At 59.6% G+C, this 25,423-nt stretch carries 20 protein-coding genes and 5 pseudogenes; 15 read left to right on the top strand and 10 right to left on the bottom strand.

Annotated features, from left to right (window positions below; all coding sequences use genetic code 11):
• Positions 1-32: 32 nt before the first annotated feature.
• Positions 33-1,073 (bottom strand): hypothetical protein, encoded by a 1,041-nt coding sequence (locus ACK9YZ_RS34150; RefSeq protein WP_416068514.1) that lies wholly within the window; start codon positions 1,071-1,073, stop codon positions 33-35.
• Between the two features lie 968 nt (positions 1,074-2,041).
• Here ACK9YZ_RS34150 and ACK9YZ_RS34145 point away from each other — a divergent pair.
• The 7 genes and pseudogenes from ACK9YZ_RS34145 to ACK9YZ_RS34115 form a co-directional block, all read left to right on the top strand.
• Positions 2,042-2,287, top strand: a complete 246-nt coding sequence (locus ACK9YZ_RS34145; protein WP_416068513.1) for a hypothetical protein — start codon at positions 2,042-2,044, stop codon at positions 2,285-2,287.
• Between the two features lie 29 nt (positions 2,288-2,316).
• Positions 2,317-3,966 (top strand): arylsulfatase, encoded by a 1,650-nt coding sequence (locus ACK9YZ_RS34140; protein ID WP_416068512.1) that lies wholly within the window; start codon positions 2,317-2,319, stop codon positions 3,964-3,966.
• Between the two features lie 66 nt (positions 3,967-4,032).
• Positions 4,033-5,028, top strand: a complete 996-nt coding sequence (locus tag ACK9YZ_RS34135; RefSeq protein WP_416068511.1) for an HAD family hydrolase — start codon at positions 4,033-4,035, stop codon at positions 5,026-5,028.
• Between the two features lie 24 nt (positions 5,029-5,052).
• Positions 5,053-5,154, top strand: a pseudogene (locus ACK9YZ_RS34130) (transposase); the annotation flags it as partial.
• Between the two features lie 638 nt (positions 5,155-5,792).
• Positions 5,793-6,701 carry an autotransporter outer membrane beta-barrel domain-containing protein gene (locus tag ACK9YZ_RS34125; protein ID WP_416068510.1) on the top strand — a complete coding sequence of 303 codons (909 nt, stop codon included), beginning with the start codon at positions 5,793-5,795 and terminating at the stop codon, positions 6,699-6,701.
• 506 nt (positions 6,702-7,207) lie between these two features.
• A complete protein-coding gene (locus ACK9YZ_RS34120; RefSeq protein ID WP_416068779.1) occupies positions 7,208-7,774 on the top strand; it encodes a recombinase family protein in 567 nt (188 codons plus the stop codon).
• Positions 7,775-7,799: 25 nt separating this feature from the next.
• Positions 7,800-8,876, top strand: a pseudogene (locus ACK9YZ_RS34115) (site-specific integrase); the annotation flags it as partial.
• A 107-nt stretch (positions 8,877-8,983) separates the two neighbouring features.
• On the opposite strand, the gene ACK9YZ_RS34110 reads toward ACK9YZ_RS34115, so the two are convergent.
• Together ACK9YZ_RS34110 and ACK9YZ_RS34105 are read right to left on the bottom strand one after the other, a co-directional pair.
• On the bottom strand, positions 8,984-10,747 hold the full coding sequence (locus tag ACK9YZ_RS34110) for a methyl-accepting chemotaxis protein (RefSeq protein ID WP_416068509.1): 1,764 nt from the start codon (positions 10,745-10,747) through the stop codon (positions 8,984-8,986).
• Positions 10,748-11,123: 376 nt separating this feature from the next.
• A pseudogene (locus ACK9YZ_RS34105) lies at positions 11,124-12,134 on the bottom strand (methyl-accepting chemotaxis protein); the annotation flags it as partial.
• A gap of 63 nt (positions 12,135-12,197) precedes the next feature.
• Between ACK9YZ_RS34105 and ACK9YZ_RS34100 the strand changes: the two are divergent.
• The gene (locus ACK9YZ_RS34100) at positions 12,198-13,193 is read left to right on the top strand and encodes an IS30 family transposase (RefSeq protein ID WP_210633345.1); all 996 of its coding nucleotides are present in this window, start codon (positions 12,198-12,200) and stop codon (positions 13,191-13,193) included.
• Between the two features lie 99 nt (positions 13,194-13,292).
• Here ACK9YZ_RS34100 and ACK9YZ_RS34095 read toward each other — a convergent pair whose 3' ends face one another.
• The 4 genes from ACK9YZ_RS34095 to ACK9YZ_RS34080 all read right to left on the bottom strand — a co-directional run bounded on the left by ACK9YZ_RS34095 (position 13,293) and on the right by ACK9YZ_RS34080 (position 17,871).
• Positions 13,293-14,030, bottom strand: a complete 738-nt coding sequence (locus tag ACK9YZ_RS34095; protein WP_416068508.1) for a hypothetical protein — start codon at positions 14,028-14,030, stop codon at positions 13,293-13,295.
• 287 nt (positions 14,031-14,317) lie between these two features.
• A complete protein-coding gene (locus ACK9YZ_RS34090; RefSeq protein ID WP_416068507.1) occupies positions 14,318-14,713 on the bottom strand; it encodes a hypothetical protein in 396 nt (131 codons plus the stop codon).
• Positions 14,714-14,864: 151 nt separating this feature from the next.
• Positions 14,865-16,853: an acyltransferase family protein gene (locus ACK9YZ_RS34085; RefSeq protein WP_416068506.1), complete on the bottom strand. Its 1,989-nt coding sequence runs from the start codon at positions 16,851-16,853 to the stop codon at positions 14,865-14,867.
• A 94-nt stretch (positions 16,854-16,947) separates the two neighbouring features.
• Entirely contained in the window at positions 16,948-17,871 is a 924-nt protein-coding gene (locus ACK9YZ_RS34080) for a LysR family transcriptional regulator (protein WP_416068778.1), read from the bottom strand.
• A 145-nt stretch (positions 17,872-18,016) separates the two neighbouring features.
• Here ACK9YZ_RS34080 and ACK9YZ_RS34075 point away from each other — a divergent pair, with 145 nt between their 5' ends.
• A complete protein-coding gene (locus ACK9YZ_RS34075) occupies positions 18,017-18,547 on the top strand; it encodes a GntR family transcriptional regulator (protein WP_416068505.1) in 531 nt (176 codons plus the stop codon).
• A gap of 89 nt (positions 18,548-18,636) precedes the next feature.
• On the opposite strand, the gene ACK9YZ_RS34070 is transcribed toward ACK9YZ_RS34075, so the two are convergent.
• Positions 18,637-19,071, bottom strand: coding sequence for a DoxX family protein (locus ACK9YZ_RS34070; RefSeq protein WP_416068504.1), 435 nt, complete (start codon positions 19,069-19,071; stop codon positions 18,637-18,639).
• A 28-nt stretch (positions 19,072-19,099) separates the two neighbouring features.
• Entirely contained in the window at positions 19,100-19,708 is a 609-nt protein-coding gene (locus ACK9YZ_RS34065) for an FMN-dependent NADH-azoreductase (RefSeq protein ID WP_416068503.1), read from the bottom strand.
• 114 nt (positions 19,709-19,822) lie between these two features.
• Between ACK9YZ_RS34065 and ACK9YZ_RS34060 the strand changes: the two genes are divergently transcribed.
• Positions 19,823-20,755, top strand: coding sequence for a LysR family transcriptional regulator (locus ACK9YZ_RS34060; RefSeq protein WP_416068502.1), 933 nt, complete (start codon positions 19,823-19,825; stop codon positions 20,753-20,755).
• A gap of 80 nt (positions 20,756-20,835) precedes the next feature.
• On the opposite strand, the pseudogene ACK9YZ_RS34055 reads toward ACK9YZ_RS34060, so the two are convergent.
• Positions 20,836-20,964 (bottom strand): annotated as a pseudogene (locus ACK9YZ_RS34055) (Lrp/AsnC family transcriptional regulator); the annotation flags it as partial.
• Between ACK9YZ_RS34055 and ACK9YZ_RS34050 the strand changes: the two are divergent.
• The 5 genes and pseudogenes from ACK9YZ_RS34050 (at position 20,951) to ACK9YZ_RS34030 (ending at position 25,412) form a co-directional block, all read left to right on the top strand.
• A complete protein-coding gene (locus ACK9YZ_RS34050) occupies positions 20,951-21,739 on the top strand; it encodes a M24 family metallopeptidase (protein ID WP_416068501.1) in 789 nt (262 codons plus the stop codon). The pseudogene ACK9YZ_RS34055 and the gene ACK9YZ_RS34050 sit on opposite strands and share 14 nt — an antisense overlap.
• A 73-nt stretch (positions 21,740-21,812) precedes the next feature.
• Positions 21,813-22,181 (top strand): transporter substrate-binding domain-containing protein, encoded by a 369-nt coding sequence (locus ACK9YZ_RS34045; RefSeq protein ID WP_416068500.1) that lies wholly within the window; start codon positions 21,813-21,815, stop codon positions 22,179-22,181.
• The gene (locus ACK9YZ_RS34040) at positions 22,157-22,642 is read left to right on the top strand and encodes a hypothetical protein (protein ID WP_416068499.1); all 486 of its coding nucleotides are present in this window, start codon (positions 22,157-22,159) and stop codon (positions 22,640-22,642) included. Before ACK9YZ_RS34045 ends, ACK9YZ_RS34040 begins: the two co-directional genes overlap by 25 nt.
• A gap of 55 nt (positions 22,643-22,697) precedes the next feature.
• Positions 22,698-24,114, top strand: a pseudogene (locus ACK9YZ_RS34035) (amino acid ABC transporter permease/ATP-binding protein).
• Positions 24,115-24,176: 62 nt separating this feature from the next.
• Positions 24,177-25,412, top strand: coding sequence for a Zn-dependent hydrolase (locus ACK9YZ_RS34030; protein ID WP_416068498.1), 1,236 nt, complete (start codon positions 24,177-24,179; stop codon positions 25,410-25,412).
• Positions 25,413-25,423: the final 11 nt, after the last annotated feature.

The following is a 25,423-nucleotide window of genomic DNA, read 5'->3' as shown; positions in this document are numbered from 1 at the left end:
CGGATCGTACATGATGGCACTTGCGATCCGCGCTAGTGGCTTTCGGGAGGCCTCCAGCCCGCGTTTCTGAGGCCCTTGACCAGTGCGTCCACAATGTCTTCAGTCGCCTGGTGGCGGCGATAGACGGCGGCTGGATCGCGATTGAGCGCCGGCGCGACTGCCGCCATCCTTTCGAGCGCGTCGCGGGCGGCCGCCTCGTTTCCAAGCGCGCCTTGAGCGATCGCCACCAGTGACCAACTCACGCCGGAACCGTCAACGGTGCCGTTCTTTGCGGCGTTCAGCATTTCCGCATAGCGCCCGTTCAGGTAGTGGTCGATAGAGACGAGGTGGAAGTACCAGCCAGGCGGATTGACCGTGCGGTCGATTGCCTGTTTGAGATAGGGGATCCCATCTGCGAACTTTCCGCGCACAGCCAATCGCCAGCCGAGTTGCGCCAGCGTATCGGGGTCGTTGTGATTGAGCGACAGCGCCCGCCGCTGTATGCGCTCGCCCTCCTCGAAGTTGCCCATGTAGTGGTTGATCGAGGAAAGCGCCTTCAGGGCCAGCACGCTACGGCCGTTCAGGGTCACTGCATGGGAGGCAGCATCGAGTGCAAGATTGTATTCCCGTTCGAGATTGCCGTCGGCCGTCCAGCCGAAGCGCCCAGTATCGAGATGCGTCCAGCCGAGCATGGCCCACGCCTCGGCATAATCCGGGTCGCGCTTGACCGCCGCCTCAAGGCATGTCTGGACCGGTCCATACAGGACGCGCGTGAAGCTGCGACGATAGGCATAGGCCTGCAGCACGCATTCATAGCTTGGCATACTCGGCGTGATATCCCGTGGAAGGTGGCTCGTCTCGTCGTTGTGGACAACGCCATAGGGTTGTCCGAGCACCGTCGCGACCTCTGCGGCGATCTCGCCCTGAACGTCGAGCAGGCTCGCCGCCGTTAGCTTGCGATCATAGGTGCCGGTCCATAGGATGCGCCCGCTTGATACGTCCACCAGTTTGGCGCCAATACGCACCGTATCTGCATCGGTGCGCACGCTGCCGTCGACGACATAGGAGACGCCACGACGTCTGCCGGCCTGCATTGGATCTTCGGCTGCCTGCGGACTTGTCGTCGGCTGAGGCAGATAGAGGCGGATATCGGGAAACGGCTGAGTTCGGCGGTGATCTGGTCGGCGATGCCGGTGGCCATTAGTCGATATCGCTCGCCGTCACCTTCCGCCGAAAACGGCATGACCATCAGCGCCGTTCCGCGCTCCGCCGGTTCCACGGCTGTTTCCTGGCGATGCTCCCTGCCCAGAATATACGAGAGGACCGCGATCGCCAGGAGGCCTGCAAGGGCGACGGCCCAGGTCCAGAACGGGAGGCTGCGCGGAACCGACGCTGTTGCGGGATTGCTTGTGTAGGCTGCGGCGGAAGCAGCCTCCATGGGATTTGCGGCAGCCTGCGGCGGCAAATGGCGTTCCGCCTCCCGGACGATGATTTCCGGGACATATTGACCCTTGGGAATGACGATGCGCAGCAGACTGTCGCGGCCTTCGGAGACATAGTAGCCGTCGAGGTCGTGGCGCAGCCGGCGGGCCTCCAGCCGGACGACTGGATCGGCCTGCGGATCGAAGTTCTCGTCACGGCCGAAGATGCTGACGCCGACCGAATAACCCTTGAGGTTCTCGCCGCGACCGGCAAGTGTTTCCTCGACGAGAAAGCGCAGCATCGCGCGGCGCCTTGGTGTGGCGCGAAATTCGCTGCTGTCGAGAATGCGCTGGAGTTCCACCCGGATGTCGGGGGGCGAGACATTGCTGCCCGGAGCCGTAGTTCCTGGTCCCGTTTGCCGCGCAGATGCTATCTGGAAAAGCTTGAAGCTGCCGCGCAAGAGACGCCCCTCTCAATCTCCCGTTGCGGGCGCAGTGTATTCCAACTCGAGCCAGACCGGAAGCGCCGAGAAGTCGAAGTAGGCAGGCGAATCACCTGTTCGTACCTGTTCGCACCTTGTTTGTGACGGAGTGCGACGGCCACACTCACGTCCGTGACGATCAAATCCGGGGGGCAGGTGATGCCGGACGTGGCTTTTGTCATCGGACGTTTCCCAAGACACGAGCTGGCGGTCCGACGACTCTATGCGGCGATGCCGGAATTCAAGTCTCTCTGCGAGGCCTACGCCACGGCGTGTCGCGCCCTCGATACATGGAAGGAGGATCCGGCCAAGGCAAGTGACTACCGCCAAATCCTGAATGAGCTCGGAGAGGAGATCCTCGACCTGATCGAGGCTGGACCGCGCACAGATGACGGGTCGGGATAAACCCGGCCATCCAACCACGGAGATTGACGATGCTAAGACGGACGGCAGCCAGACTGCTTCTCGCTTGCGGGGCGATTTCGCTCGCGAGCGCGACAGCACTTGCGCAGGATGCGCAATCAAAACCGAATATCCTGTTCATCGTTTCGGACGATACCGGCTATGGCGACCTCGGCCCCTATGGTGGGGGCGAAGGGCGCGGCATGCCGACGCCCAACATCGACCGGCTGGCCAATGAGGGCATGACTTTCTTCTCGTTCTACGCCCAGCCGAGCTGCACGCCCGGTCGGGCCGCCATGCAGACCGGTCGGATCCTCAACCGCAGCGGCATGACGACCGTGGCCTTCCAAGGGCAAGGCGGCGGTCTGCCCGCAGCGGAATGGACGCTCGCTTCCGTCTTGAAACAGGGCGGTTACGACACCTATTTCACCGGCAAGTGGCACCTCGGCGAAGCCGACTACGCGCTTCCGAACGCGCAGGGCTACGACGAGATGAAATATGTCGGCCTCTATCACCTCAATGCCTACACCTATGCCGACCCGACCTGGTTCCCGGACATGGATCCGGAGCTGAGAAAGATGTTCACGGAAGTGACCAAGGGCTCGCTCTCCGGCAAGGCCGGCGAGCCCGCCAAGGAAGACTTCAAGATCAACGGACAGTACGTCGACACGCCCGCCAAGGGCGTCGTCGGCATCCCCTATTTCGACGGTTATGTCGAGAAGGCGGCACTGGAGTTCCTCGACGAAGCGGCGAAAAAGCCCGACACCCCGTTCTTCATCAATGTCAACTTCATGAAGGTGCACCAGCCCAACCTGCCGGCGCCCGAATACGAGCACAAGTCTCTGTCGAAGAGCAAATATGCCGACAGCGTCGTCGAACTCGACTCACGCATCGGTCACATCATGGACAAGCTGCGTGAGCTGAAGTTCGACCAGAACACGCTGGTCTTCTACACCACCGATAACGGCGCCTGGCAGGATGTCTATCCCGATGCCGGTTACACGCCGTTCCGCGGAACCAAGGGCACTGTGCGCGAGGGCGGCAACCGCGTACCGGCGATCGCCTGGATGCCCGGCAAGATCGCGGCCAATTCCAAGAACCACGACATCGTCGGCGGCCTCGACCTGATGGCGACCTTCGCCAAGGTCGGCGGTGTGCCGCTGCCGGAAAACGACCGCGAGGACAAGCCGATCGTCTTCGACAGCTATGACATGACGCCGGTCCTGTTCGGCAGCGGCAAGTCGGAGCGCAAGGCCTGGTTCTACTTCACGGAGAATGAGCTCACACCGGGCGCTGCCCGCGTCGGAAACTACAAGGCCGTCTTCAACCTGCGCGGCGACAACGGTGTCGCCACCGGCGGCCTCGCCGTCGATTCTAACCAGGGCTGGAAGGGACCCGACAAATATGTCGCAACCGTTCCACAGGTCTTCGACCTCTGGGCCGATCCCCAGGAACGCTATGACATCTTCATGAACAACTTCACGGAGCGCACCTGGACGCTGGTGACTATCAACGATGCCGTCAAAGAGCTGATGAAAACCTATGTCAAGGAACCGCCGCGCAAGCTGCAGAGCGAGGTCTACACCGGTCCGGTCACGCTCTCACAGTACCAAAGACTGCAATATGTGCGGGAGCGGCTGAACACGGAAGGCATCAGCATACCGCTGCCCACTGGCAACTGACGAAAGCCGCCGTCGCCGGCCCCTCGTCGGCGGCGACATCTCTTTGACCTGAACCAGAGGCAACCCATGTCTCAGCATTTCCTTTGCCTTCCCAAGGCTACCTTCGCAGCGATCGTGATGACTAGCCTGACCATCTCATCCGCGCTTGCGGCAGATCTTGCGTCCTGGAACGACGGCGCGACGAAGAAGAGCATCATCGATTTCGTCACTGCGGTGACGACCGAGGGCGGACCGGACTATGTCGCACCGGCCGATCGCGTCGCCACCTTCGACAATGACGGAACACTTTGGAGCGAGCAGCCGATGTATGTGCAGCTCGCCTTCGCGCTTGACCGGATCAAGACGATGGCTGCAGATCATCCCGAATGGAAAGACCAGGAGCCCTTCAAGTCGGTGATCGCAAACGACATAAAAGGCGTGGCGGCTGCTGGCGAGAAAGGTCTCACGGAGATCGTCGCCACGACGCATGCCGGCATGACCGGCGAGGAGTTCACCAAAATCGCCACCGACTGGATCGCCACGGCGACACATCCGAAGACCGGCAAGCCTTATACCAAGATGATCTACCAGCCGATGCTGGAGCTCGTCGACTATCTGAGGGCCAACGACTTCAAGGTCTTCATCGTTTCCGGGGGCGGCGTCGAGTTCATGCGGCCCTGGACCGAGACAGTCTACGGAATCCCTCCGGAGAACGTCATCGGCTCCTCGATCAAGACCAAATACGAGGTCAAGGAAGGCACGCCTGTCATCGTTCGCCTACCCGAGATCGATTTCATCGACGATAAGGAAGGCAAGCCGGTCGGCATTCAGAAGTTCATCGGCAAGCGCCCGATCGCAGCCTTCGGCAATTCCGACGGCGACTTCCAGATGCTGGAATGGACTACGGCGGGTTCCGGCAGGCGCTTCGGCCTGCTCGTGCACCATGACGATGGCATTCGAGAGGTCGCCTATGATCGGGAATCGCATTTTGGCAAGCTCGACCGCGGCCTCAACGAGGGGCCGAAACGGGGTTGGACCATCGTCAGCATGCAGGACGACTGGGGCCGGGTCTTCCCGGAATGAATGACATCAGGATCGACCCACTTTCGACTTACTCAGCGTAACGGCTATCGCGATCGCGACTGGGAGACCCGAGTTGGCGCCGTCGATCTGCGGATTCCAAAGCTTCGCACCGGCACTTACTTTCCGATGAATCATCGCTCAACAGCCGGCCTTGGGGCGGCCTGAAATCAGCCAGAGAAGCAGCCTCACGTCCCACAGCTGTGGCGGCAGGCCTCGGCTAGCCACGCCCACTGAATACTTGGGGTAGGCGCGAGTTCAGTATTGAGGAAGAGTGTAACTAAAGGTCGATTCTGAAAACCTTTTGGGGGAGTAGGAGCTGTCTGTAAGCGAGAGTCGCGATGACACGCGTATAAACGGGGGAAATATGCGTACCATTCGTGTTGGAATCAGTGCTTTTATCGCTGCCGCCATCGCCGGCTTCTCCTGGCTGGCTGTGTCAGACCAGGCATATGCAGCCAATTGCAGTGCTCGCGGTGGTTTGGCTTATCTCGGAAACACCAAAGGGGCTGCCAACTCCGTCTGGCTTTCGGGCACGAGCGCCGGATCATTCGGTCTTGAAGCGGCGCAAGGCAATCAAACTGTTGATACGTGGAACAAGACCAGACGCGGCCTTCATCTCTCGCTTTCACCGGTTGTTTCAAATGGCAACGGAGGCACGCACAAGCTCTATGACCTCTCGGGCGGAAAGCCATGCCGGCTCAACACCCAGAACCAGGTGCGCGGCGGGATACTCCCGAGCATAGACTGGCCCGACGGTCGGCCAGATGTCGGACCACAACCGGTCTTCCCAGGCTTCGATTGGCCGTCCGGACGTCGGGCCGCAGCCGGTCTTTCCAGGGTTCAAGCCGCGTACGCCGACTGTGACCAGAGGCGGCCGCGTGGTCGCAGCCAGGACACCGGATACCTGTATCGACCAGCGGTCGTCCGATGCCCAAGAACGGCGCGATCTGCCGATCTGCAGGGACCTCGCTGCCGAGGAAGCCGCCGCGCGAAGTGCCGACCGATCACAGGTGCCATTGACACCCGGCCGCGATCTGCCGGCGCCTTCGCTCTGGAACTTCTGGTCGGACCTCCAGTTCACCGACATTTCCGACGAACGCTATGACCGCGACAGCGACACGCTCGCCCGCTCGTTGACGATGGGTCTCGATCGCCGGATCGCCGACAACTTCGTCGTCGGCATGACCGTTTCGCTGGAGGACAGTTCGACCGATACCTTCGACGGCACGTTGGGCATCGACACCGACGGCTTCAGTTTCGGTCCCTACGCGGCCTATCGCCTCTCGAAACACTGGGCGATCGACGCATCGCTGACCTATGGGCGCTACAACAACGACATCGAACTAAGCGCGCTGAACGGCGAACAGGATTCAGAGCGACTTGCCGGCGAGATCGCGCTCCACGGTCAGTACAAGCTCGATGCCTATGACATCCGACCCAAGCTATCGGTCACCTGGTCGCATATCAACAGTGACGACTACGACCTCTCGGGCAGCATCCTCGACATACCGGTCAGCATCTCCCTTCCCGGTGACAGCTACAATTATGGCGTTCTTGTCTCTCGACCGAGGTCAGCCGCTACTTCCGCCTGCCAGACGGACAGCCGTTTCTCGTCTTCGCCGAACTCGGGGGCGAATACCAGTTCGAGCGACCCAACGACGGCAAGATCCTGACCGGCGACCTGTCGGAAGTAACGCCCTCGCCCTGGTCGTTCTCACTGCGCTCGGGCTTCCGGATGCTAGTAAATAACAATCTCCAGATCGAAGCGACCGGCGGCTACTTGAGTTTCGGCCAGGACGATCTCGATGTATGGGAGGGCAAACTCCACGTTTCTTGGAGTTTCTGAACCGCGCTACCAGCTGTTCCCTGCCTGACGACGGTTTGCGTCAACACAGTAGGAACGCGCGGACCACATGGTTTGGATCGGCGCAACGAGGCACTTTCGTAGTCGCGGTCTGAAGGTTCGCCACATTCTCCCGACCTCGTTTTCAGTGCAGGCCGACGAGACGGACGCAGGCCTTGCCAAGCCCCTCGTCGAGAAACGCGATTTGGGCAAAACGGCCGAGCGCAAACGTTCGTTTGCGCAACGGTTTCCCGGCGTCAGCAGAAACAGGAGCTTGATGCGCGCGCAAACCTGTTGCATAACAATAAGCATTGGCAACAGATTTATGTGACAGCAATGCTCGTCGGCTATGCTCGTGTCTCCAAGACAGACGATCAGGACCCTGGTCTGCAACTTCGTGCGCTCAAAGCTGCTGGCTGCAAGCGGATTGCGGAGGAGCGAGCATCGGGAAGACGCTGGGATCGACCCGAACTCTATCGGCTTCTTGGCGAACTCGACGAAGGCGACATCGTGGTTGTCTGGAAACTTGACCGACTAACCCGGTCGCTCAAGGACATGCTTCTTATCCTCGAGAAGATCGAAGCCGCTGGCGCCGGGTTCCGGTCACTGACCGAGGCAATCGACACGACCACGCCGGCAGGCCGCATGATGATGCAGATGCTCGGCTCCTTCGCCGAATTCGAGCGCGCCATCGTACGTGAACGCACCATGGCGGGACTACAGGCGGCCAGGGAGCGCGGGCGAAAAGGCGGTCGTCGCCCGAAGCTGACGTCCGATCAGCGCTCCGAAATCATCGGCATGCTGAATGACGGCCGCCCCGCGGCTGAAATCGCCCGTCTCTTTCGCGTTCATAGGGCTACCGTCGGACGCATCGGCGCTGAGGCCAAAGTAGCCGTTCGCTGATTGTTCTTTCAGTTGGCCGTTTTCGCAGCGACGTACGCACCGGGCCGAGCTGCTGACCGACCAGGATGTCGAAACGCTCAAGCATCTCGTCAACCAAGGCATGGGCGACAATACGCTGCGGGCTCTCACCTCCGACCTCGCCTATCTCGAAGCCTGGGGATTGGCCGCGACCGGCCGCTCCTTGCCCTGGCCGGCGCCCGAAGCGCTGCTGCTCAAATTCGTCGCCCATCATCTCTGGGATCCGGAAAAGCGCGCGAACGATCCCGATCATGGGATGCCTGTAGACGTCGACGACAAGCTTCGGCACCAGGGGTTCCTGAAGTCCGTTGGCCCGCATGCGCCGGATACCGTGCGCCGGCGGCTGGCCAGCTGGTCGACCCTCACAAAATGGCGCGGCCTCTCTGGTGCCTTCGCCTCCCCTGCCCTCAAATCCGCCATTCGGCTCTCCGTGCGAGCCGTCCCGAGTCAGCGCCGACGCAAGAGCGCCAAGGCCGTTACCGGCGACGTGCTGGCAAAACTGCTGACCACCTGCGCGACCGACAGCCTTCGCGATGTCAGGGACCGGGCGATCCTAATGGTCGCCTTCGGCTCCGGCGGCCGCCGGCGCAGCGAGGTTGCCGGGCTACGCGTCGAGCAGTTGACAGTCGAGCCGCCGATCGCGGTGCCCGGCGGCGCTCCCCTCCCCTCTCTCGCCATTCATCTCGGCCGCACCAAGACGTCCGATGGCGAACAGGATGAGGTGGTCTATCTGACCGGCCGACCTGTCGAGGCGCTCAACGCCTGGCTTGCGGTTGCCAGGATCGAGACGGGCAGCGTGTTTCGGGCGATCGGGCGCTGGGGCACGGTGTCGCGGCGCGCGCTCGATCCGCAGTCGATCAATGCCATCCTGAAGCAGCGGGCGGAGATGGCGGGGTTGGCCAAGGGGGATTTTTTGGCTCATGGGTTGAGGTCGGGCTATCTGACCGAAGCGGCGAACCGCGGCATCCCTCTCCCTGAGGCCATGGAGCAATCGAGGCATCGGTCGGTGCAGCAGGCCTCCAGCTATTACAACAACGCGTCGAGGAGGACCGGCCGGGCGGCTCGGCTTCTCTTAGATGATTGAGGCCGAGGCCGTTCGTTCACCGTCCTTCTGTGCCGCGTGCCTATTGCTCCTTCATCAGCGAAAGCAGGAACAAACTATTTGCGGCACAGCCCACGCCGGCGAATCCATCAAAACTCATCCCACCCGCCGTCTGACGCAGCCGTCGCGGGACCTCTAACGGCGCCCGCTACTCTTTTTAACATTCTGAGGGCGGGAGACGCTACCGGCCTGTCAGTCGTTGTGGCGAGACCGATTTGCCTCTGGCTCTTTCCTTCGAACCGACGCCCGAGTTGGAAACCCTCGACCAAGCCGCGCAGCCGCGCCGTCTCCTGAGCCAGAGTCGCGCCGGCGGCATTCGTTTCCTCAACCATCGCCGCATTCTGTTGAGTCACCTGGTCCATCTGATTGACGGCAGAATTGACCTCAGAAAGCCCGGTGGCCTGCTCCTTGGCGGAACTGGCGATCGCCTCCATATGGTCGTTCACCGCTGCAATATTGTCCTGGATGGTGCGCAGGGAATTCCCGGTCTCGCTGACCAGCTTGACGCCGGTGCTGACCTCCTCGCTCGAATTGCGGATCAGGCCCTTGATCTCCTTGGCGGCCTGAGCAGACCGCTGCGCCAGCTCACGGACTTCCTGCGCGACAACGGCAAAACCCTTGCCGGCCTCGCCGGCGCGTGCGGCCTCGACACCGGCGTTGAGCGCCAGGAGGTTTGTCTGGAAGGCGATCTCATCGATCACGCCGATGATGTTCGAGATCTGGTTTGATGAAGTTTCGATGCGCGACATGGCTGCAACAGCATCGGCAACGACCTGACCTGAGCGCTCGGAATTGCCGCTTGCGGTCGCTGCAGCATGTCGGGCCTCGTCCGCCCGTCGGGCTGCATTCGTGACGTTGAGGGTGATTTCGTCAAGCGCTGCCGCCGTCTCCTCGAGCGAGGCGGACTGTTGTTCGGTGCGGCGGGACAGGTCCTCTGCGCTCTGACTGATCTCGCGCGTACCTACGTCGATCTGGTCCGTCGAATGCGCCACAGCACTCAGCGCATTTCGCATTTGGCTGAGCGCCTCATTCATCGTGCGCCTCAGGTCTTCGAAGTCTGCTGTGAAAGGCTCGTCGAGGCTGAAGGATAGGTCGCCTTGCGCCAATTTCGTCAACGCAGCGCCGATCGTGGTTACCGCATGCACGCGCTCAGTGACATCAGTCGCGAACTTTACCACCTTGGTAATTTTTCCCTTCGTGTCGAGGATCGGATTGTAGGCGGCATTAATAACAACGATCTTGCCATTCTTGCCGTAGCGGGTGAACTCCGCCGACTGGACTTCGCCCCTGCGCAGTGCTGCCCAAAACTCGCTATACTCCGGCGACTGCGCATAGGCCGGATCGACCAGCATACTGTGCGGCCGGCCCTTGATCTCATCCAAACGGTAACCGATGGCCTTGAGAAAGTTCTCGTTAGCGGTCACTATTTCGCCTTCGGTCGTGAACTCTATCACACCCTGGGAGCGACTGATTGCGGTCATCTGTCCCTGGTAGTCCATGTTTTGCAACCGCTCTTTCGCGTCCGCCCACTCGACGGCAAAACCGGTTATTTTGCTGCCGGAGCGCAACGGGGTCACGATGAGGTCGAAGGCCCGATGGCCGATCCAGATCGTTGCCCTGTGCTGTGACTTGAGCGCGGCGAGCATGTTGCGTTGATGCGACAGATTCTTGTGGAAGATGTCGATGTTGCTGCCGATAAGCTTGGCGAAATCGAAACGGGGAAGCTCTTTCTTCAGGTCCGCTTCCGCCTCCCTGAGCAATTCCTTAACGGCGTTGTTCATGTACCGAATGTTGAGACTTGCGTCAGCGATCATGACGTTCGCCGTGATCAGATCGAGCGAATTCGTTTGCATAAGGGTCTTGCTGGCATGACCGAACATCTAATGTCGTTCCTTGGGTTAGAAGACTGCTTAAAACGGTTGCTGAACCCGCAGTCTGATTTTGTCTAAGGCTGCTTTTGAGTTTAAAGATCCCCGTTCTATGGCGCTCGATTCTCCAAGGTTTCGGTAACAATAGCCTCAAGCGTTGTGGTGATAGCAGCAAGACGATGTCGCAACTGCATTAGGCAACCCGTGAGATCATTGGTGCTCTCATCGGCTTTCGCCTCCGCTGCATCCGCAGAATGGTGATCCTTTGCACCGCGATGGGGAAAGACCAGAATGTTTGACGTCGACATTTCCCTTGAAGGATACGGGAAGAGCCGCTCGGGAATTGGCCAGCTTGGGCTCATCAAAACTCCTCCCAGCTTCCGACTTGCGCGGCAGCCCCGAAACCGACGGCACCAGCGACCTTGGAGAGCATCCGACGGGCGGGCGAAGAAAAAGGAACATGGTCGGCTCGCGCTGGTTCCGGGCTCCGATTGACGGCCCTTGCGGCACCAAGCTCGATGCGAAATTCGCCGACGATGCTTCTCAGCCGGTTGACTTCGCCTGCCAGCGAACTGCTTGCCGCAGTCGACTCCTCGACCATTGCAGCATTTTGTTGAGTAACCTGATCCATCTGGTTGACCGCAGTATTCACCTCGGCAAGACCGACCGATTGTTCCTTTGCCGACGTTGCAATAGCGTCGAGCTGGCTGTTGATCGAGGCGACTTGCTCCTCGATCACTTTCAGAACCTGGCCGGTTTCTCGCACAAGCGTGACGCCCGTGCTAACCTCATCGACCGAATTGCGAATTAGATCTTTGATTTCCTTCGCGGCCTGCGCCGACCGCTGAGCGAGTTCGCGGACCTCCTGAGCAACGACCGCGAACCCTTTGCCAGCCTCTCCCGCTCGGGCAGCCTCGACGCCAGCGTTCAGAGCGAGGAGGTTCGTCTGGAAAGCAATTTCGTCGATCACGCCGATGATGCTGGAAATCTGCTGCGACGACTGCTCGATCCGCTGCATGGCGTTCACGGCATTGGAAACGACCTCGCCGGAATGGCGCGCCGACTTGTTCGCTTCTGCCGCGACGTGGCGCGCTTCTTCAGTTCGCTTTGAAGAATTGGCCACATTGGTCGTAATTTCGTCCAGCGCGGCTGCGGTTTCCTCCAGCGACGCGGCTTGTTGCTCCGTGCGCTTTGACAGATCCGACGCACTCTCGCTGATCTCGCGCGCGCCATTGTCTATTGAACTTGTAGCTTCGGAGACAGCGCGAAGACTTTCGGCAAGTTGGTCCACAGCTGCGTTGAAATCGGACCGAAGCGTTTCGAAGTCTCCAGCAAAAGGCTCGCTCAGGCGGAATGTCAAATCACCATTCGACGGCACATTCTATCTCGAACTGCAACAAAGGCGCTAAGCTGCCTGCTTTTCGGGAGCCATGGTTTGATCCGTACCTTTTCGCATTTGAGTTTTGACGAACGCCGATCGATTTCCAGGATGTTGGATCAGAAGTTTAGCCAGTCTGAGATCGCCAGACGCCTCGGCCGGGACCGCGCGACCATCTCCCGGGAGATCAAACGCAACTACTGGCACGATCAGGAATTCCCCGATGCCGAGGGCTACTGGGCGATGACCGCCAACGACATGGCGCGCGACAGGCGCCGGCGGATCGGCAAGCTCTTTCGTCGCGAGGATCTGCGGAACGAAGTGATCGGAAAGTTGGAATCCGGCTGGTCGCCGGAACAGATTGCTGGACGACTGAAGATCGAACCAGCGGCCAAGGCAAGCGTCTGTCACGAGACGATCTACCGATATGTCTATTCACCGGAAGGACAACGGCAGCAACTGGCGCGGCTTCTTCCGGAACGGCGGAGAAAGCGCCGGCCGAGATATGCTCGCAAACCGCAGAACCCGGTCTTTCCAGATGAGCGTTCGATCAAACATCGGCCGGAAGCCATCAACGATCGCAAGGAATTCGGTCACTGGGAAGCCGATCTGATGATCTTCGAAAGGGTTCAGGGCAATGCCAATGTGGCAACGGTTGTCGAGCGGATGAGCCGGTTCACCATGCTGTTCAAGAACAACGACCGGCAGTCCAAGCCGATCATGGAGCGGCTCATCAACGTGCTCAGCCCCCTGCCCAGGCATGCCCGGCAAAGTTTGACGTTTGATCGCGGATTTGAATTCGTCTCCTGGCGGCGACTGAAGCAAGGAATGGGAACCGATGCATGGTTCTGCGATCCGTCTGCGCCCTGGCAAAAAGGCTCCGTTGAGAACATGAATCGGCGGATTCGGCGTTACCTGCCGAGGGATACTGCTGTCCTGTCCGTTCCTGATGAATCGATACGATCACTGATCGATCGGTTGAACAGTACGCCGAGAAAATGCCTTGGGTTCCGCACCCCAGCTGAAGTGTTCAGGCGTGAAGTGAACAAATGACGGCAAGCCGGGGCGGAGGACGGATTTCATGAATGATCCTGCGGTGATTGCGCGGCGAGAGAAAGTGTTATTAGGCAGCCAGCGGCAGAATAGAGATCGTCAATGCACGCCGATATCGCTTTGCGTATCCGATTCCAACTGCAGGCAAGCTGCCCAAAGTGGCGTCTTGTGGAAGGATCCATCCTGCAGAAGAGTGAGCCCCTCTCGTGCCTCGTAGAGCAAGCCGAGCCAGCATAAGCGTTGGAAGACGCCATACTGAAGATCGGATTTCAACTCCCAGGCTCCTATGGTCATTTCGGTGTCCGACAAAGGCGCCAGGTCTGGATAGAGGATTTTCACAACGTCCATTGGCGTGCAACCTTCTCTGGCCTTGATATTGAGAAGATTGAGGAACATGCGCCACCAGCGTAACCGCGCTCGGACCTCCTCTTCCCGCTCGGTGGCGTGGACATAGGAATAGAGATAATCCGTGGCGACCAGATCGAAGAAGGCTTGCGGGTTCACCAAAAACTCCCGGCCGCGTCTGGTTGGCAGCAGCACATCCTTTTTCCCGCGAAGAAGCTTCAGATGACGGGCCATGTCGCGCACGACCCAAAGCGGCGGCATGTCGCTTTCATTGAGCACCTTGTTCATGCTGTAGAGGTCCTCGGCTGTGAATCCTGGCCAGAGGAAGTGCACAGCGGCCCAATGCACGAACTTGCGGTTCATGGCGCCGGTCGCCGTCAATCCTATGCCACCCTCACCGTCAGCATAGGCAACCGAAAGAAGCATGCCGCGAAGAAGTGGTGACAGCGCGGCGATGTCGACGTCACCTTGCAGGTTGATTTCCGGAAGCATCGTGCGGCTTTGATCCCCAACTGCGCCATGCAAGTCCCAGCGAGTATCGAGCGGTAAAAGAACAATTGCTAGTGAGAAAGCTAAAGCCGAAGGGGTGCGTCATCACCCGCCCCCGCTCCGCCCTTTCAACCCGGCCCAGCCGGTCGGATCGGGGGCTGATCTCCCTGCCCTGTAGTAGCCTTTAAGCCCTTGTTGCATTTACATTAGAAGTCACAGACATATGCTTCAGACCTTTCGCAAGGCCTGAGGTCGCCTGCGCCATATCCTCCGCGCGCCGACGTTCCTGTTCAGCCGCCCGCGCCCGCTCCGTTGAACGCGATGCGCTTACGGTCATCAGGTGTCGTCGCCGCGAGACGTGCAATTTCGATGTCGAGCATCCGCCGGTTGGGAAGCCCTGTCAGGCCGTCATGGAAGACGGACCAGTTTATCTTTCGCTCCGCGTCGCTGCGTCGTTTGGCCTCGACCCTCAGATCCTTCAAACGCAAAATCGAATAGGCGAAACCAAGAACGCCAGCGACGGTCAGCGCAGAAAATACGTCGTCGAGCTGGTAAGCCTCATGCGAGAGGAAGAGCCGATCGAGCGCCTCATGCGCATCGAACTCCACCGCAAGCGCGGTGACCACCACATAGACGGCAATCCACGCAAGTATCTCGACGTGGTATCGATTACGGAAATACGGCATGCAACCTCCGACGCGGATTGGCCTCATGCCAGCTCAAGAGGTCTGCATCGACCTTCTGATATGTGACACAGCAGCTAATGCCACCCGCCCCAACAACGGCGGCCAGCACCCGCAGCAAAAATTCTCGACCGCAGCCTGCGTGTCCCCTGCCTCAGTTGGTCGGTGTGCCGGCATTCATAGTTCCAAAGAGCGCCCGCTGAAGCGGCGCGGCAAGCGTCGCCGCAAAAGGGGTCGCGATGTGGTGGCGGTCGCGGAAAGTCAGCTTGCCGCCAATCATGGCGGGGCAGGTCGTTCTGTTGCAGAATAGGTCGGTGATGTCGACGTAAGAAACATTCCCGATATCCGAAATGGCCTTCCTTTCCGCGTCCGGGATCGTCTCTTCCATCGCCCCGCTGCGCGGCGTGTCACAGGTCTCGGGCGCCCTTTTTTGCCAGAGCGCGCGCGCGACGCATTTGTCGAGATAGGTCTTGTGCACGGGCCCATCCCGGAGCACGGCGATCTTTGTGACAAAGCTTCCCAGGGCGTCCACGGTCCTGCGGAGCCCCCGAGCCCATGTGGCGGCGTCGATCTGGTGGGCAGATATGACGTTGGCGTCATTCTTGACGTAGGACGAGGAATATTCCGAAATGATCACCATGTCGGGCTTGCGTGTGGCAATCTCACGCATCGCGAGCTGCCGCCATCGATCGCATTCCTCGTAATTCCGCATGAGCATCGAATTCCAGATCGTGATGTCCGCCGCTGGGCAGGAAGATTTCAGATAGGTAACGAGCTGCCACTGGTTACTTTTGGCGATGCTGATCAGCGGCGTCGACCAGTGGTCGGCATGTGAATCCCCGAAGAGAACGATCGTCTTGCCGGGGTTTTTGGCGCCGAATTCACAGGGTTTGGGCTGCACCTGTTGGGCGTTGAGAAGACAGCCATCGTCGAACTGCCGGGCGGACGAATCGAGCTCAGCGCTTCGGAGGATAAGATTCTGCTGGGGATCGATGTTGTGATTGGCCACCTGTGCGCTTCCATAGGCTGCCGCTGCACCACACGCGGTCAGAAGCGCGGCAAAACCGAGGGAGCGGCTCGTCCTTGCCAACAGCCAGGGGTTCCTCCGCATCGGGTTTTCGACCAAGCAGTAGCTGAAGACTGAAAGGCCTAGGATCAGCGCGAGGCACAGGAACCGTTCGAAGATAGTGAGCTCGGGTTTCAAGATGCTGGAATAGACGATCACCGGCCAATGCCAGAGGTAAAGCGAATAGGATATCCGTCCGAGCCACTGCAGCGGCGGTAGCGAAAGGAGGACTTGCGGTCCCGCCGGGCCCGGCCGGGTGCCGCTGAGAAGCACCATCACTGTGCCGGCCACCGGAACCAGAGCAGTCAGTCCTGGAAAGGGCACGTCCTCTGACATGCCGAGATAGGCCGTCACGATCAGGCCGATTCCAGTCCAGCCAAAGACGGGCGTCAGCCGAAAGCGCTTGGCCGCTTCCTGAGAGATCATCGAGGCGAGTCCTCCGCAGGCGAACTCCCACGCCCGGAGCGGTGAAAAGTAAAATGCCCATGGTTGGGATATGGCGGTATAGCGCCAGCAGAAGGCGAAGGAGATGACGCCCACTAGCGCCATTGGGAGGAAAAGCCCGTATCTGCCGAGGCGGAGCCGAGCGAATAGGAGCAGCAGGGCCGGCCAGACGAGATAGAATTGCTCCTCGATTGAGAGCGACCAGAAATGGATGAACGGATTGTTAAACGCGTCCGGGGCGAAATAGTCGGCGGCCCAGCTGATAAGCCACACATTAATCATATAGGCGGACGCGTAGAACGACTCCTTAGAATAGAGCTGCTGCTCGGGCGGCGAAAGAATGAAGTAGCCGAAGAAGAGCGTCGCCAGGATGACGAAACAGGATGCAGGAAGAAGCCGGCGAGCTCGTCGCGCGTAAAACCGCAGGAGGTCGAGCGAGCCGGTTCGCTCGATTTCCAGCTGGATGTGCCTGGTGATGAGATAGCCAGATATGACGAAGAAGATATCGACACCGACAAAGCCGCCGGGCACACTGGTCATGCCAAAGTGAAATGCGATTACTCCCGAAACGGCAAGGGCACGCAGCCCCTCGATATCCATTCGGAAATGATGTGTTTCAGTTCGTGTAGCCATATCGAAACTTGAATGCCCTATGTTGCGGTCTCACCGCATCAGTACCGACGAAAAAGTACAGATCTTGCTGGCCAGCATGTGAAGGCAGGCTCTCCTATGCATTATCCGGAACCGCCATGCGTGACGCCTCCTCGATCAATATCTGACGCATCCAGATACTGGCCGGATCACCGTTATGAAGTGCGGGCCACTGAACTGCTTCCGTGAAAGCAGGAAGCGGCAGCGGAAGATTCATAACTCGCAAGGGTATCGCTTTCTCAAAATACTTGACCAATCGTAAGGGCATAGTGGCGATGCGGTTTGTGCCGCTCAGCACCTGTGGTATCAAGCTAAAACCTTGCATGACGACTTCGACGCGTCTCTTGATCCCATGTTCGAGCAAGTACCATTCTTCGATCGAGGGCCTCATCGAGCGCCCGAACATAACTGCGACGTGTCCCATCGACATGTATTGCTCGAATGTGAGCTCCCGCGGTGCCGCGTTGTTGGTTGGACAACTCACGCATACGAGTTTCTCGTCGAAGAGCTTCGCGGCGGGATGCGAGTTCGCCATAAACAGATCCGGTAGCAGGAGAAAATCAACCTCACCGCGCCGGAGGAGCTCGTTCGGGTCACTATCGAGAGACAGAAGCTCGAAACTGACGGCAGGTGCTTCCCGCGCAACACGGGCAATGACCCTATGAAGAAAAACAAGCGTCATGAAATCCGAAAGAAGGATCCTGAACCGACGGTCGGATTGAGCTGGGTTGAATGGCTCCCAAGAAATAATTGAACATCGAATTTTCAGGAGAACGTCGCGCACCGCCGGGGCGAGTCCTTCGGCTCGGGGTGTGAGGCAAAGTTCACGGCCGTTCATCGTGAACAGGTCATCGCGAAAATATTCTCTTAGCCGGCCGACGGCCGCACTCATGGCGGGCTGACTCAGATTGATGTTGCGTGCCGCCACCGTAAGATTCCGTTCGGTCATCAGCGCGTCGAGCGCGACGAGAAGATTTAGATCAAGGCCTTTGAATCGCACGTTTGAAACCATCCATACTGTGGATCTTTTTCGGCTACCAATTTCATGGAGATGCCATTGACAGCAGCCGCTGTTGGCAAGCGCTCCGAACACGGCCGAAACAAGCGATGCGACGACCACGGCTCCCGCTACAAAGGCATGGTGGATGCTGGCCCTCAGCCGCACTTCGATCGTATCCTCTTTGCTTTGGCCCAGATTGGCATCATACTGGCCGGTAAGAAACATCCAGTTTGGCAGAAAGGAGATAGTCCAGTCGGAAAAGCAAGTGGCGACCGGGCGCGCGCCCAAGACGGGTGCGCGCCGGATTTTTGAAGCGCTCAAGCATCAGATTCTCCGTCGCGTCTACGAAGCGGGAAGCCAGCTGCCATCCTCACGCAGCCTGGCGAATGAACTGCATGTGTCGCGGACAACGGTCACGGTCATCTATGAGCAGCTTGCCGCTGAAGGCGCTTCTTGGAACTGCGCCATGGCGGGTGTGCACGGGGTCACGGCGTTGCAGCTGCGACAGCGCCTGCGTGAAATCAAGGCTGCCGCTCTCGCGTCTGATATGCTCACGGAGCGCTTGGTAACACTCCATGCTCATCCGCTCAATTCTGGGTGCAGGCACGGGCGTAAAGGGCAGTCCGGCTTCGCGAGAACAACGTGCGAGGCAAGCGAGCAAACGCCGGGGCTGTAGTAAAGTTTCGGGCAGAACTCCGGGGAAACGCGAGGGTAGTTGGGATGATGACATCGCTTGGGGGATTGCTCCCTTTCAGGCACAGGCCTTTATCGACGCGGTGCGACGGGCGCCCGCTTGCCGCGGCCCCACAGGATGAAGGTCACGAGGGGAAGCAGGATGAAGTTGAGCGGCAGGGCGGCAAACTCACCCCGCATGGCATGGAAGATGATTGCGCAGATTTGCAATATTGTGCAGCCCAGCGCCGCAAGCACGGTGAGGCGCGGCTGGATGCGGGTAAGAGCAGGCAAGAGGATGCCGATCCCACCCGCTACATCGATCAATCCGGTAAAGCGCAATAGCGTTGGATGTTCGACTGGCCATTGCGTCTGCCACATAGCTGCCAACGCCTCGGCGGGCATGAAGAGTTTCTGAAAACCGAACAGGGTGAAGGCGGCGAATATCAGCGTTTGAACGCTCCAGAGGCTGATTTGCAGTACTTTCCCGGCTGGCTGGATGGGAGTGGAGACGGTGTTTGCTTGCATGGAAAACTCCTGTTTCAGTAAGGCGGCTTCAGGCGGCGATACGAGCGATCCGCGCCCGCGCGGCGGTCACGGCATTTGCGGCGCCATCGGCGCCTCGGTTCACACCTTCGACACGGATCACCTCGACATCGGTGATACCGATGAAGGCGAGCACTGACTTCAGGTAGGGCGTGGCATGATCAAGCGCTGCCGCCGGGCCTTCGGAGTAGATCCCGCCCGAGGCTAAGACGATGTAAGCCTTCTTTCCCTTGGCCAGTCCCTCGGGACCGCTAGCCGTATATTGGAAGGTCTTGCCTGCTCGGCCGATATAGTCGATCCAGGATTTCAGATTCGAGGTGATGTTGAAGTTGATGAAGGCGGTCCCAATCACCAGCGTATCTGCCGCCAGAATCTCTGCCACCAGTTCATCCGACAGGCAGAGTGCAGCCGCTTCAGCAGCGGTCAGGTCTTTGGCAGGTTTGTGGATTCCGGTCGTGAACCCACCATCCATATGCGGCAACGGGTTGGCGGCGAGGTCACGGTGAACAAGGGCGCCGGCAGGATTGACTGCTTGAAGCCGCTCGGCAAGCTCGATGGCGATCTGGGTCGAGAAGGAGCCGGGGCGCGGACTGGCGGTGAGAAGCAGGATGGATGACATGTGCAGTTCCCTTCGAAAGAATGCGGCAGGTGAATTAGCCATGACATAAAGCTTGCTGGTCATCGGGAAAATCGGCATAAATTCGAACCAACATATCGATAGGGTCGATGAGATATGCAGCCCCACCCAACCTTGGATCAATTTCAGGTATTCCTTGCCGTAGTGGAGAAAGGCAGTTTCTCGGCGGCGTCCCGCGCGCTCAATCGCACCCAATCGGTCATTAGCTATACGATCGCCAATCTCGAGGCGCAGCTAGGAGTGGCGCTCTTCGGCCGTTCCGGGACGAAGCGGCCGCAACTTACGGAGGCTGGCAGGTCCGTTCTCGAGGACGCGCGCCGGTTGCTTGGCGATCTCGATTTGATGCGGGCGCGGGTGAAGGCGCTAAACGAGGGCCTTGAGGGAGAGCTGCCCATCGCCATCAGCAGCGCCGTGCCCTCAGACATCGTTGTCGCTGTGCTGCGCGCCTTCCGAAACCTGTACCCGACCGTGTCTGTGAATGTCACCGTCGGCACGCTCGGGATCGTGATGGATGCGGTCATTACCGGTAGGGCGACCGTCGGCTTCGGCGGTTCCATGGCGACGGGAAATCATCAGATCGTTTCCGAACGGATCGGCCATTCGGCGATGATACCCGTCGCAGCTCCGGACCATCCCCTTGGAATGCTGGGTCGGACTATCAGCCTCGCCGACGTCAGGGACGAGACGCAGCTCGTGGTATACGACGCCTCTGGGCTGACAAAGGGACGCGACTTCAACGTCTTCTCACTCAAGACTTGGCGGGTCAGCGACAACGCAACGAAGCATCAGTTTATCCGCGGCGGATTGGGCTGGGGCGGGCTCCCGGCATCCCTGGTTAAGGATGACATCATCAATGGCCGCCTTGTCCAGCTTTGGTTTCCCACTTTCGACCAGGGCGAGTATCCGATCTACGCCATCCACAATGTCGCCAACCCGCCGGGGCCGGCCGCGGGGTGGCTTACCGCTGAGGTTCGCGCAAGGCTGTCCAGCGAATTCCACGGCTCGAATGGTGTCGGTACCGATCCGTGACAGCAGGTCCTCAGCGCTCGTGGTCACTCGAGTGCTTGACTGTTCCCTCGAAGAATACTCACCAGTCCGGGTATACAGGTTCAAACAGGAATTGGCCCATACGTCTTCACGTTCTCCATCGACACACAGGTGCGGAAACTTCTGACATTTCCACCTTCGAAGAAAAGGGTCCTCGTAAGCTCGTTGTATTCCGCCATGTCGCGGACGTTGCCCGTCTCCGACTTCCTCAAGCTGCGCGACGTACTCGCCCTTGAGATCGCCGACGGCTCGCCGTGCATCTGGGAAATCCGGATGGTGAAGACCCCGGCCGAGATCGACCACATCCACTATATCTGCCAGATCGCAAGCGATGCCTACGAGGCCCTCCCCGCCAGCATCGCCGTCGGCGAAAGCGAACGCGAGATCGTGAGAAAGCTCAGGATCGACATCGCGCGTCGCGTCGCGGACTCCACGCCGTTCATGCCGGCAATTTCCGGACCCGGCGGCGTCCCGCAGATCGTCTGCGGTCCACATGATCGTTTGGTGCAGGAAGGCGACGTGCTCTTCATCGACACCGGATCGACCTTTGACGGCTACTTCTGCGACTTCGACCGCAACTACGCCATCGGCAACATCTCCGACGATGCCAAGCGGGTCCACGATGCCCTTTGGCTTGCCACTGAGGCGGGGATCAAGGCCGCGGTTCCCGGCGCGAAGACCGATGACGTGTTCCGCGCAATGGCCGAGATCATCGAGGAGGCCGGAGCCATCGGCAACAATGTTGGCCGACTGGGACATGGCCTCGGCATGCAGTTGACGGAACCGCCATCGCACAGGCTCGGCGACGGGACCGTCATTGTCGAGAACATGGTGCTGACGATCGAGCCGGGGATGGAATACGCCCTCGGCAAGATGATTGTCCACGAAGAAAACATCGCCATCACCAGGGACGGACCGCGGCTTTTGACGAAACGCGCCCCCAGAGAGATGCCGATCATCCGGTGACCCAAGGTTGACGGAGACAGAAATCGTCACTCGGGCGGATGGTCCGTCCGGGCAATCAAAAAGGGGAATGAAAATGAAAAAAATCGCAATGAAGACCGCTATCCTGCTCGCCGCGATGACGACTCTCGGCACAGCGTCCGCCGCCGTCGCCCAAGATCTCAAGACGATCACGCCAGGTATAATCTCGGTTGGCTCCGACCAGGTCTATCCGCCCTATGACTATCTCGAGGACGGTGTGACAAAGGGCTTTGATGCCGATGTCATGGCCGTGCTCGCTCCAAAGCTCGGCGTTAAAGTGCAGTTCATGAACACCAGGTTCGCCAGCCTGATTCCAGCTTCAGGCGAACCGCTTCGATATGATCGCCTCCGCGCTCTATGTCACGCCCGCCCGTGCGCAGGTCGTGGACTATATCGCCTATGCAAAGGACGGGCGGCTCGCTGACGGTCCCCTCCGATGACACCTTCGAGCCCAGGAAGCCTGAAGACCTTTGCGGCAAGCGCGTCGCCAATCTCAAGGGCGCGGCCTGGGTGCCGGAACTCCAGAAGGTCTCTCAGGCCAAATGCGGATCCAACCCGATCGACGTCAAGGAATTCGCCACGTCGGCCGAGGCGGCACAGGCGCTGCTGTCGCGCGGTGCGGATGTGGTGTTCGACGATGCCGGCGTCTCCAAGGCTGCCGTCGTGGCTTCGGGCGACCGTCTCAAGATCACGTCCACGGAAATCCTGTTCCCCGTCGTCATGGGTCTGGCGGTGAAGAAGGGTAACGACGAGCTCTTTAACCGCCTGAAGGAGGCCTTCGAGCCTCTCAAGAACAGCGATGAATACAAGGCTATTCTCGCCAAGTACAACCTCGCTCTGCCGACCGACGCCGAGGTCGCCGCGGCTCTCGTCGAAAGCAATTGATCCATCCTCCCGGGCCGCTACCGGCGGCCCGGTCAACTTCACTGGGAAAAAGACAATGGCTTTCGATTGGTCTTACACGATCGGGTTCTTCGTCGCGCTCGCGGACCGCTCCAGCCTGATGGTGGTTCGTCGGGCTGCCAGACTGTACGTCTGGTTCTTCAGAAGCCTTCCGCTCCTGGTCCTGCTGATCTTCGTCTACAATCTTCCGCAGGCGTTCCCGTCGACCTCAGGTCTTCTGTCCATTCCATTCGTCGCAGGCCTTCTGGCGATGGTGTTGAGCGAGACAGCCTACATCGCGGAAATCCACCGCGGAGCGCTTGTCGCGGTCGGCAAGGGCCAATATGAGGCGGGAAAGGTCCTTGGGCTTTCGCGCACGGGCGTCCAGCGGCACATCGTGATCCCGCAGGCGCTGCGCATTGCCCTGCCCTCGCTCGGGAACGAATTCGTCTCCATCGTAAAGCTGACGTCTCTCGTGTCGGTGATCTCGCTTGCCGAAATCCTGCTTGTCGGGCAGCGCTACTATACCCGAAACTTCAAGGTCATCGAAACCATGGTGGCGGTCGCCTGCTACTACGTCCTGATCGTCACCGTCTTGCGCTCAAGGCGTTTGAGCGCCGCCTCGACTTCTCGCGGCGTCTTGCCGAGCTGACCACCGAAGAGGCCGAGCCTAGCGGCGCTGTCGTCAAGCAGATCGTGGACGACGTCCGCACCTCGGCCGCCGAACCCGCCATCCGCCTCGAAAAGGGCGGGAAGTCCTACGGTATTCACCAGGTATTCAAGGACCTAGACCTGTCGGTCAAGCCGGGCGAAGTCGTCTCGATCATCGGGCCGTCCGGCTCCGGCAAGAACAACGCTCATCCGCTCCCTCAACGGTCTTGAGACACTGGAACACGGGGTCGTCTATCTCGAGGAAAAGCCGTTTCTTGCCGGGACCCGGGAGAAGCTCGCGAAGACCATCCGGCATGACAGCGCTGATGCACTAAGGATCGGAATGGTGTTCCAGAACTTCAACTTGTTTTCCCCACAAGACGGCTCTTGAAAACGTCATGATGGGCCCGGTCTACCATCATCGCGGCAGCCTTTCGGACATTCGGAAAGACGCACGGTCGCTTCTCGCCCAAGTTGGCATGCTGGTCCACGAGAACAAGTACCCGCACCAGCTCTCCGGCGGACAGCAGCAACGCGTTGCTATCGCCCGGGCGCTGGCCATGCATCCCTCCATTCTGCTTTTCGACGAGCCGACTTCGGCACTCGACCCCGAGACCGTTGGCGAAGTGCTCCGCATCATGGCTGCTCTCGCCAAGTCCGGCCGGACCATGGTGATCGTCACCCACGAAATGAAGTTCGCGATGGAAGTCTCCGACCGGGTGATCTTCATGGAAAAAGGCAAAGTCGTGTTCGACGGCTCCCCGTCACTGCTGGAGGAACGCAGAAAGCAAGATGGCCGTATCGCAGAGTTTGTCCGGATTTGACCCACGGCAACCCCCTGATTAGCCACCGCTTAAAAATGACCGACTTGCTCGGAGGAATGAACATGACCGACATTTCGATAGACGGCGCGCGGTTGATCGGCCGGATCCAGGAACTCGGAAGTCTTGGACGAGATGGTGACGGGCGCCTGGCGCGCCTCGCCGCCAGCGACGCCGACAAGCTTGGACGAGACCTCTTCGTCTCCTGGCTGCGGACGGCGGGCCTGGATGTGGCGGTGGATCGCATCGGCAACATCTTCGGCATCTGGGAGCCTCCGGGTTGCGAAGGCAAACTGCCATTCATGATGGGCTCCCATATCGACACAGTCATCAACGCCGGCATCTATGACGGATGCTACGGTGTCCTTGCGGCGCTGGAAGTGATCGAAGCCATGCAGGACGAAGGCTTCGTTCCGTCTCGTCCGGTCGTGGTCGCCGCGTTCACCAATGAGGAAGGCGTTCGCTTCGCACCCGACATGATGGGCTCCGTCGTCTACTCTGGTGGGATGGACACGGACACAGCCTTGGCTACGGTCGGAACCGACGGGGCCCTTCTCGGCGATGAACTCGGCCGGATCGGTTTCGCCGGACCAAAGGAGCCGGGGTTTCTCAAACCTGTTGCTTATGTGGAACTCCATGTCGAACAGGGGCCAGTCCTTGAACGTGAGGGTATCGACATCGGTGCGGTCGAAAACCTGCAAGGCATCTCTTGGCAGAAGGTTACAATCAACGGTACCGCCAATCATGCCGGCACCACGCCGATCACCATGCGCAGCGACGCGGGATACGGCGCTGCGCGCGTCGTCACCTATTTGAGAGAGCGGGCTCTGGCCTCCACTTCGCCGATGGTCGCGACTGTGGGATGTATTGAATTCGAGCCCAATGCGATCAACGTGATCCCGTCCCGGGCGACCCTGACAATCGATCTTCGCCACCCGGTCGAAGATCGGCTGCTGGAAGAAGAACGAGCGCTGTCGGAGTTCCTGGGGCGGCTGGCCGCCGACGAGGGACTGTCGATCAGCACCGAGCGACTGGCGCGCTCGACGCCCGTTGTGTTCGACCAAGAGATCGTCGCCGTCATAGAGGACGCGGCGAAAAAGCGCGGGTTATCCTATCGGCGGATGACGTCGGGGGCTGGACACGACGCGCAGATGATGGCGACGATTGCCCCAACCGCCATGATCTTCGTACCAAGCGTTGCCGGTATCAGTCACAACCCAGCCGAACTTACTCATGACATTGATCTGATCGCGGGTGCCAACCTCCTGTTGGATGTCGCACGGATTCTCGCCAAGTCTTGATGGTTTTGTAA

This window comes from Rhizobium sp. ZK1 (assembly GCF_047782645.1).
Classification (GTDB): Bacteria; Pseudomonadota; Alphaproteobacteria; order Rhizobiales; family Rhizobiaceae; genus Rhizobium.
Note: the sequence above shows the minus strand (reverse complement) of the source record. Positions and strands in the feature narration are given on the sequence as shown.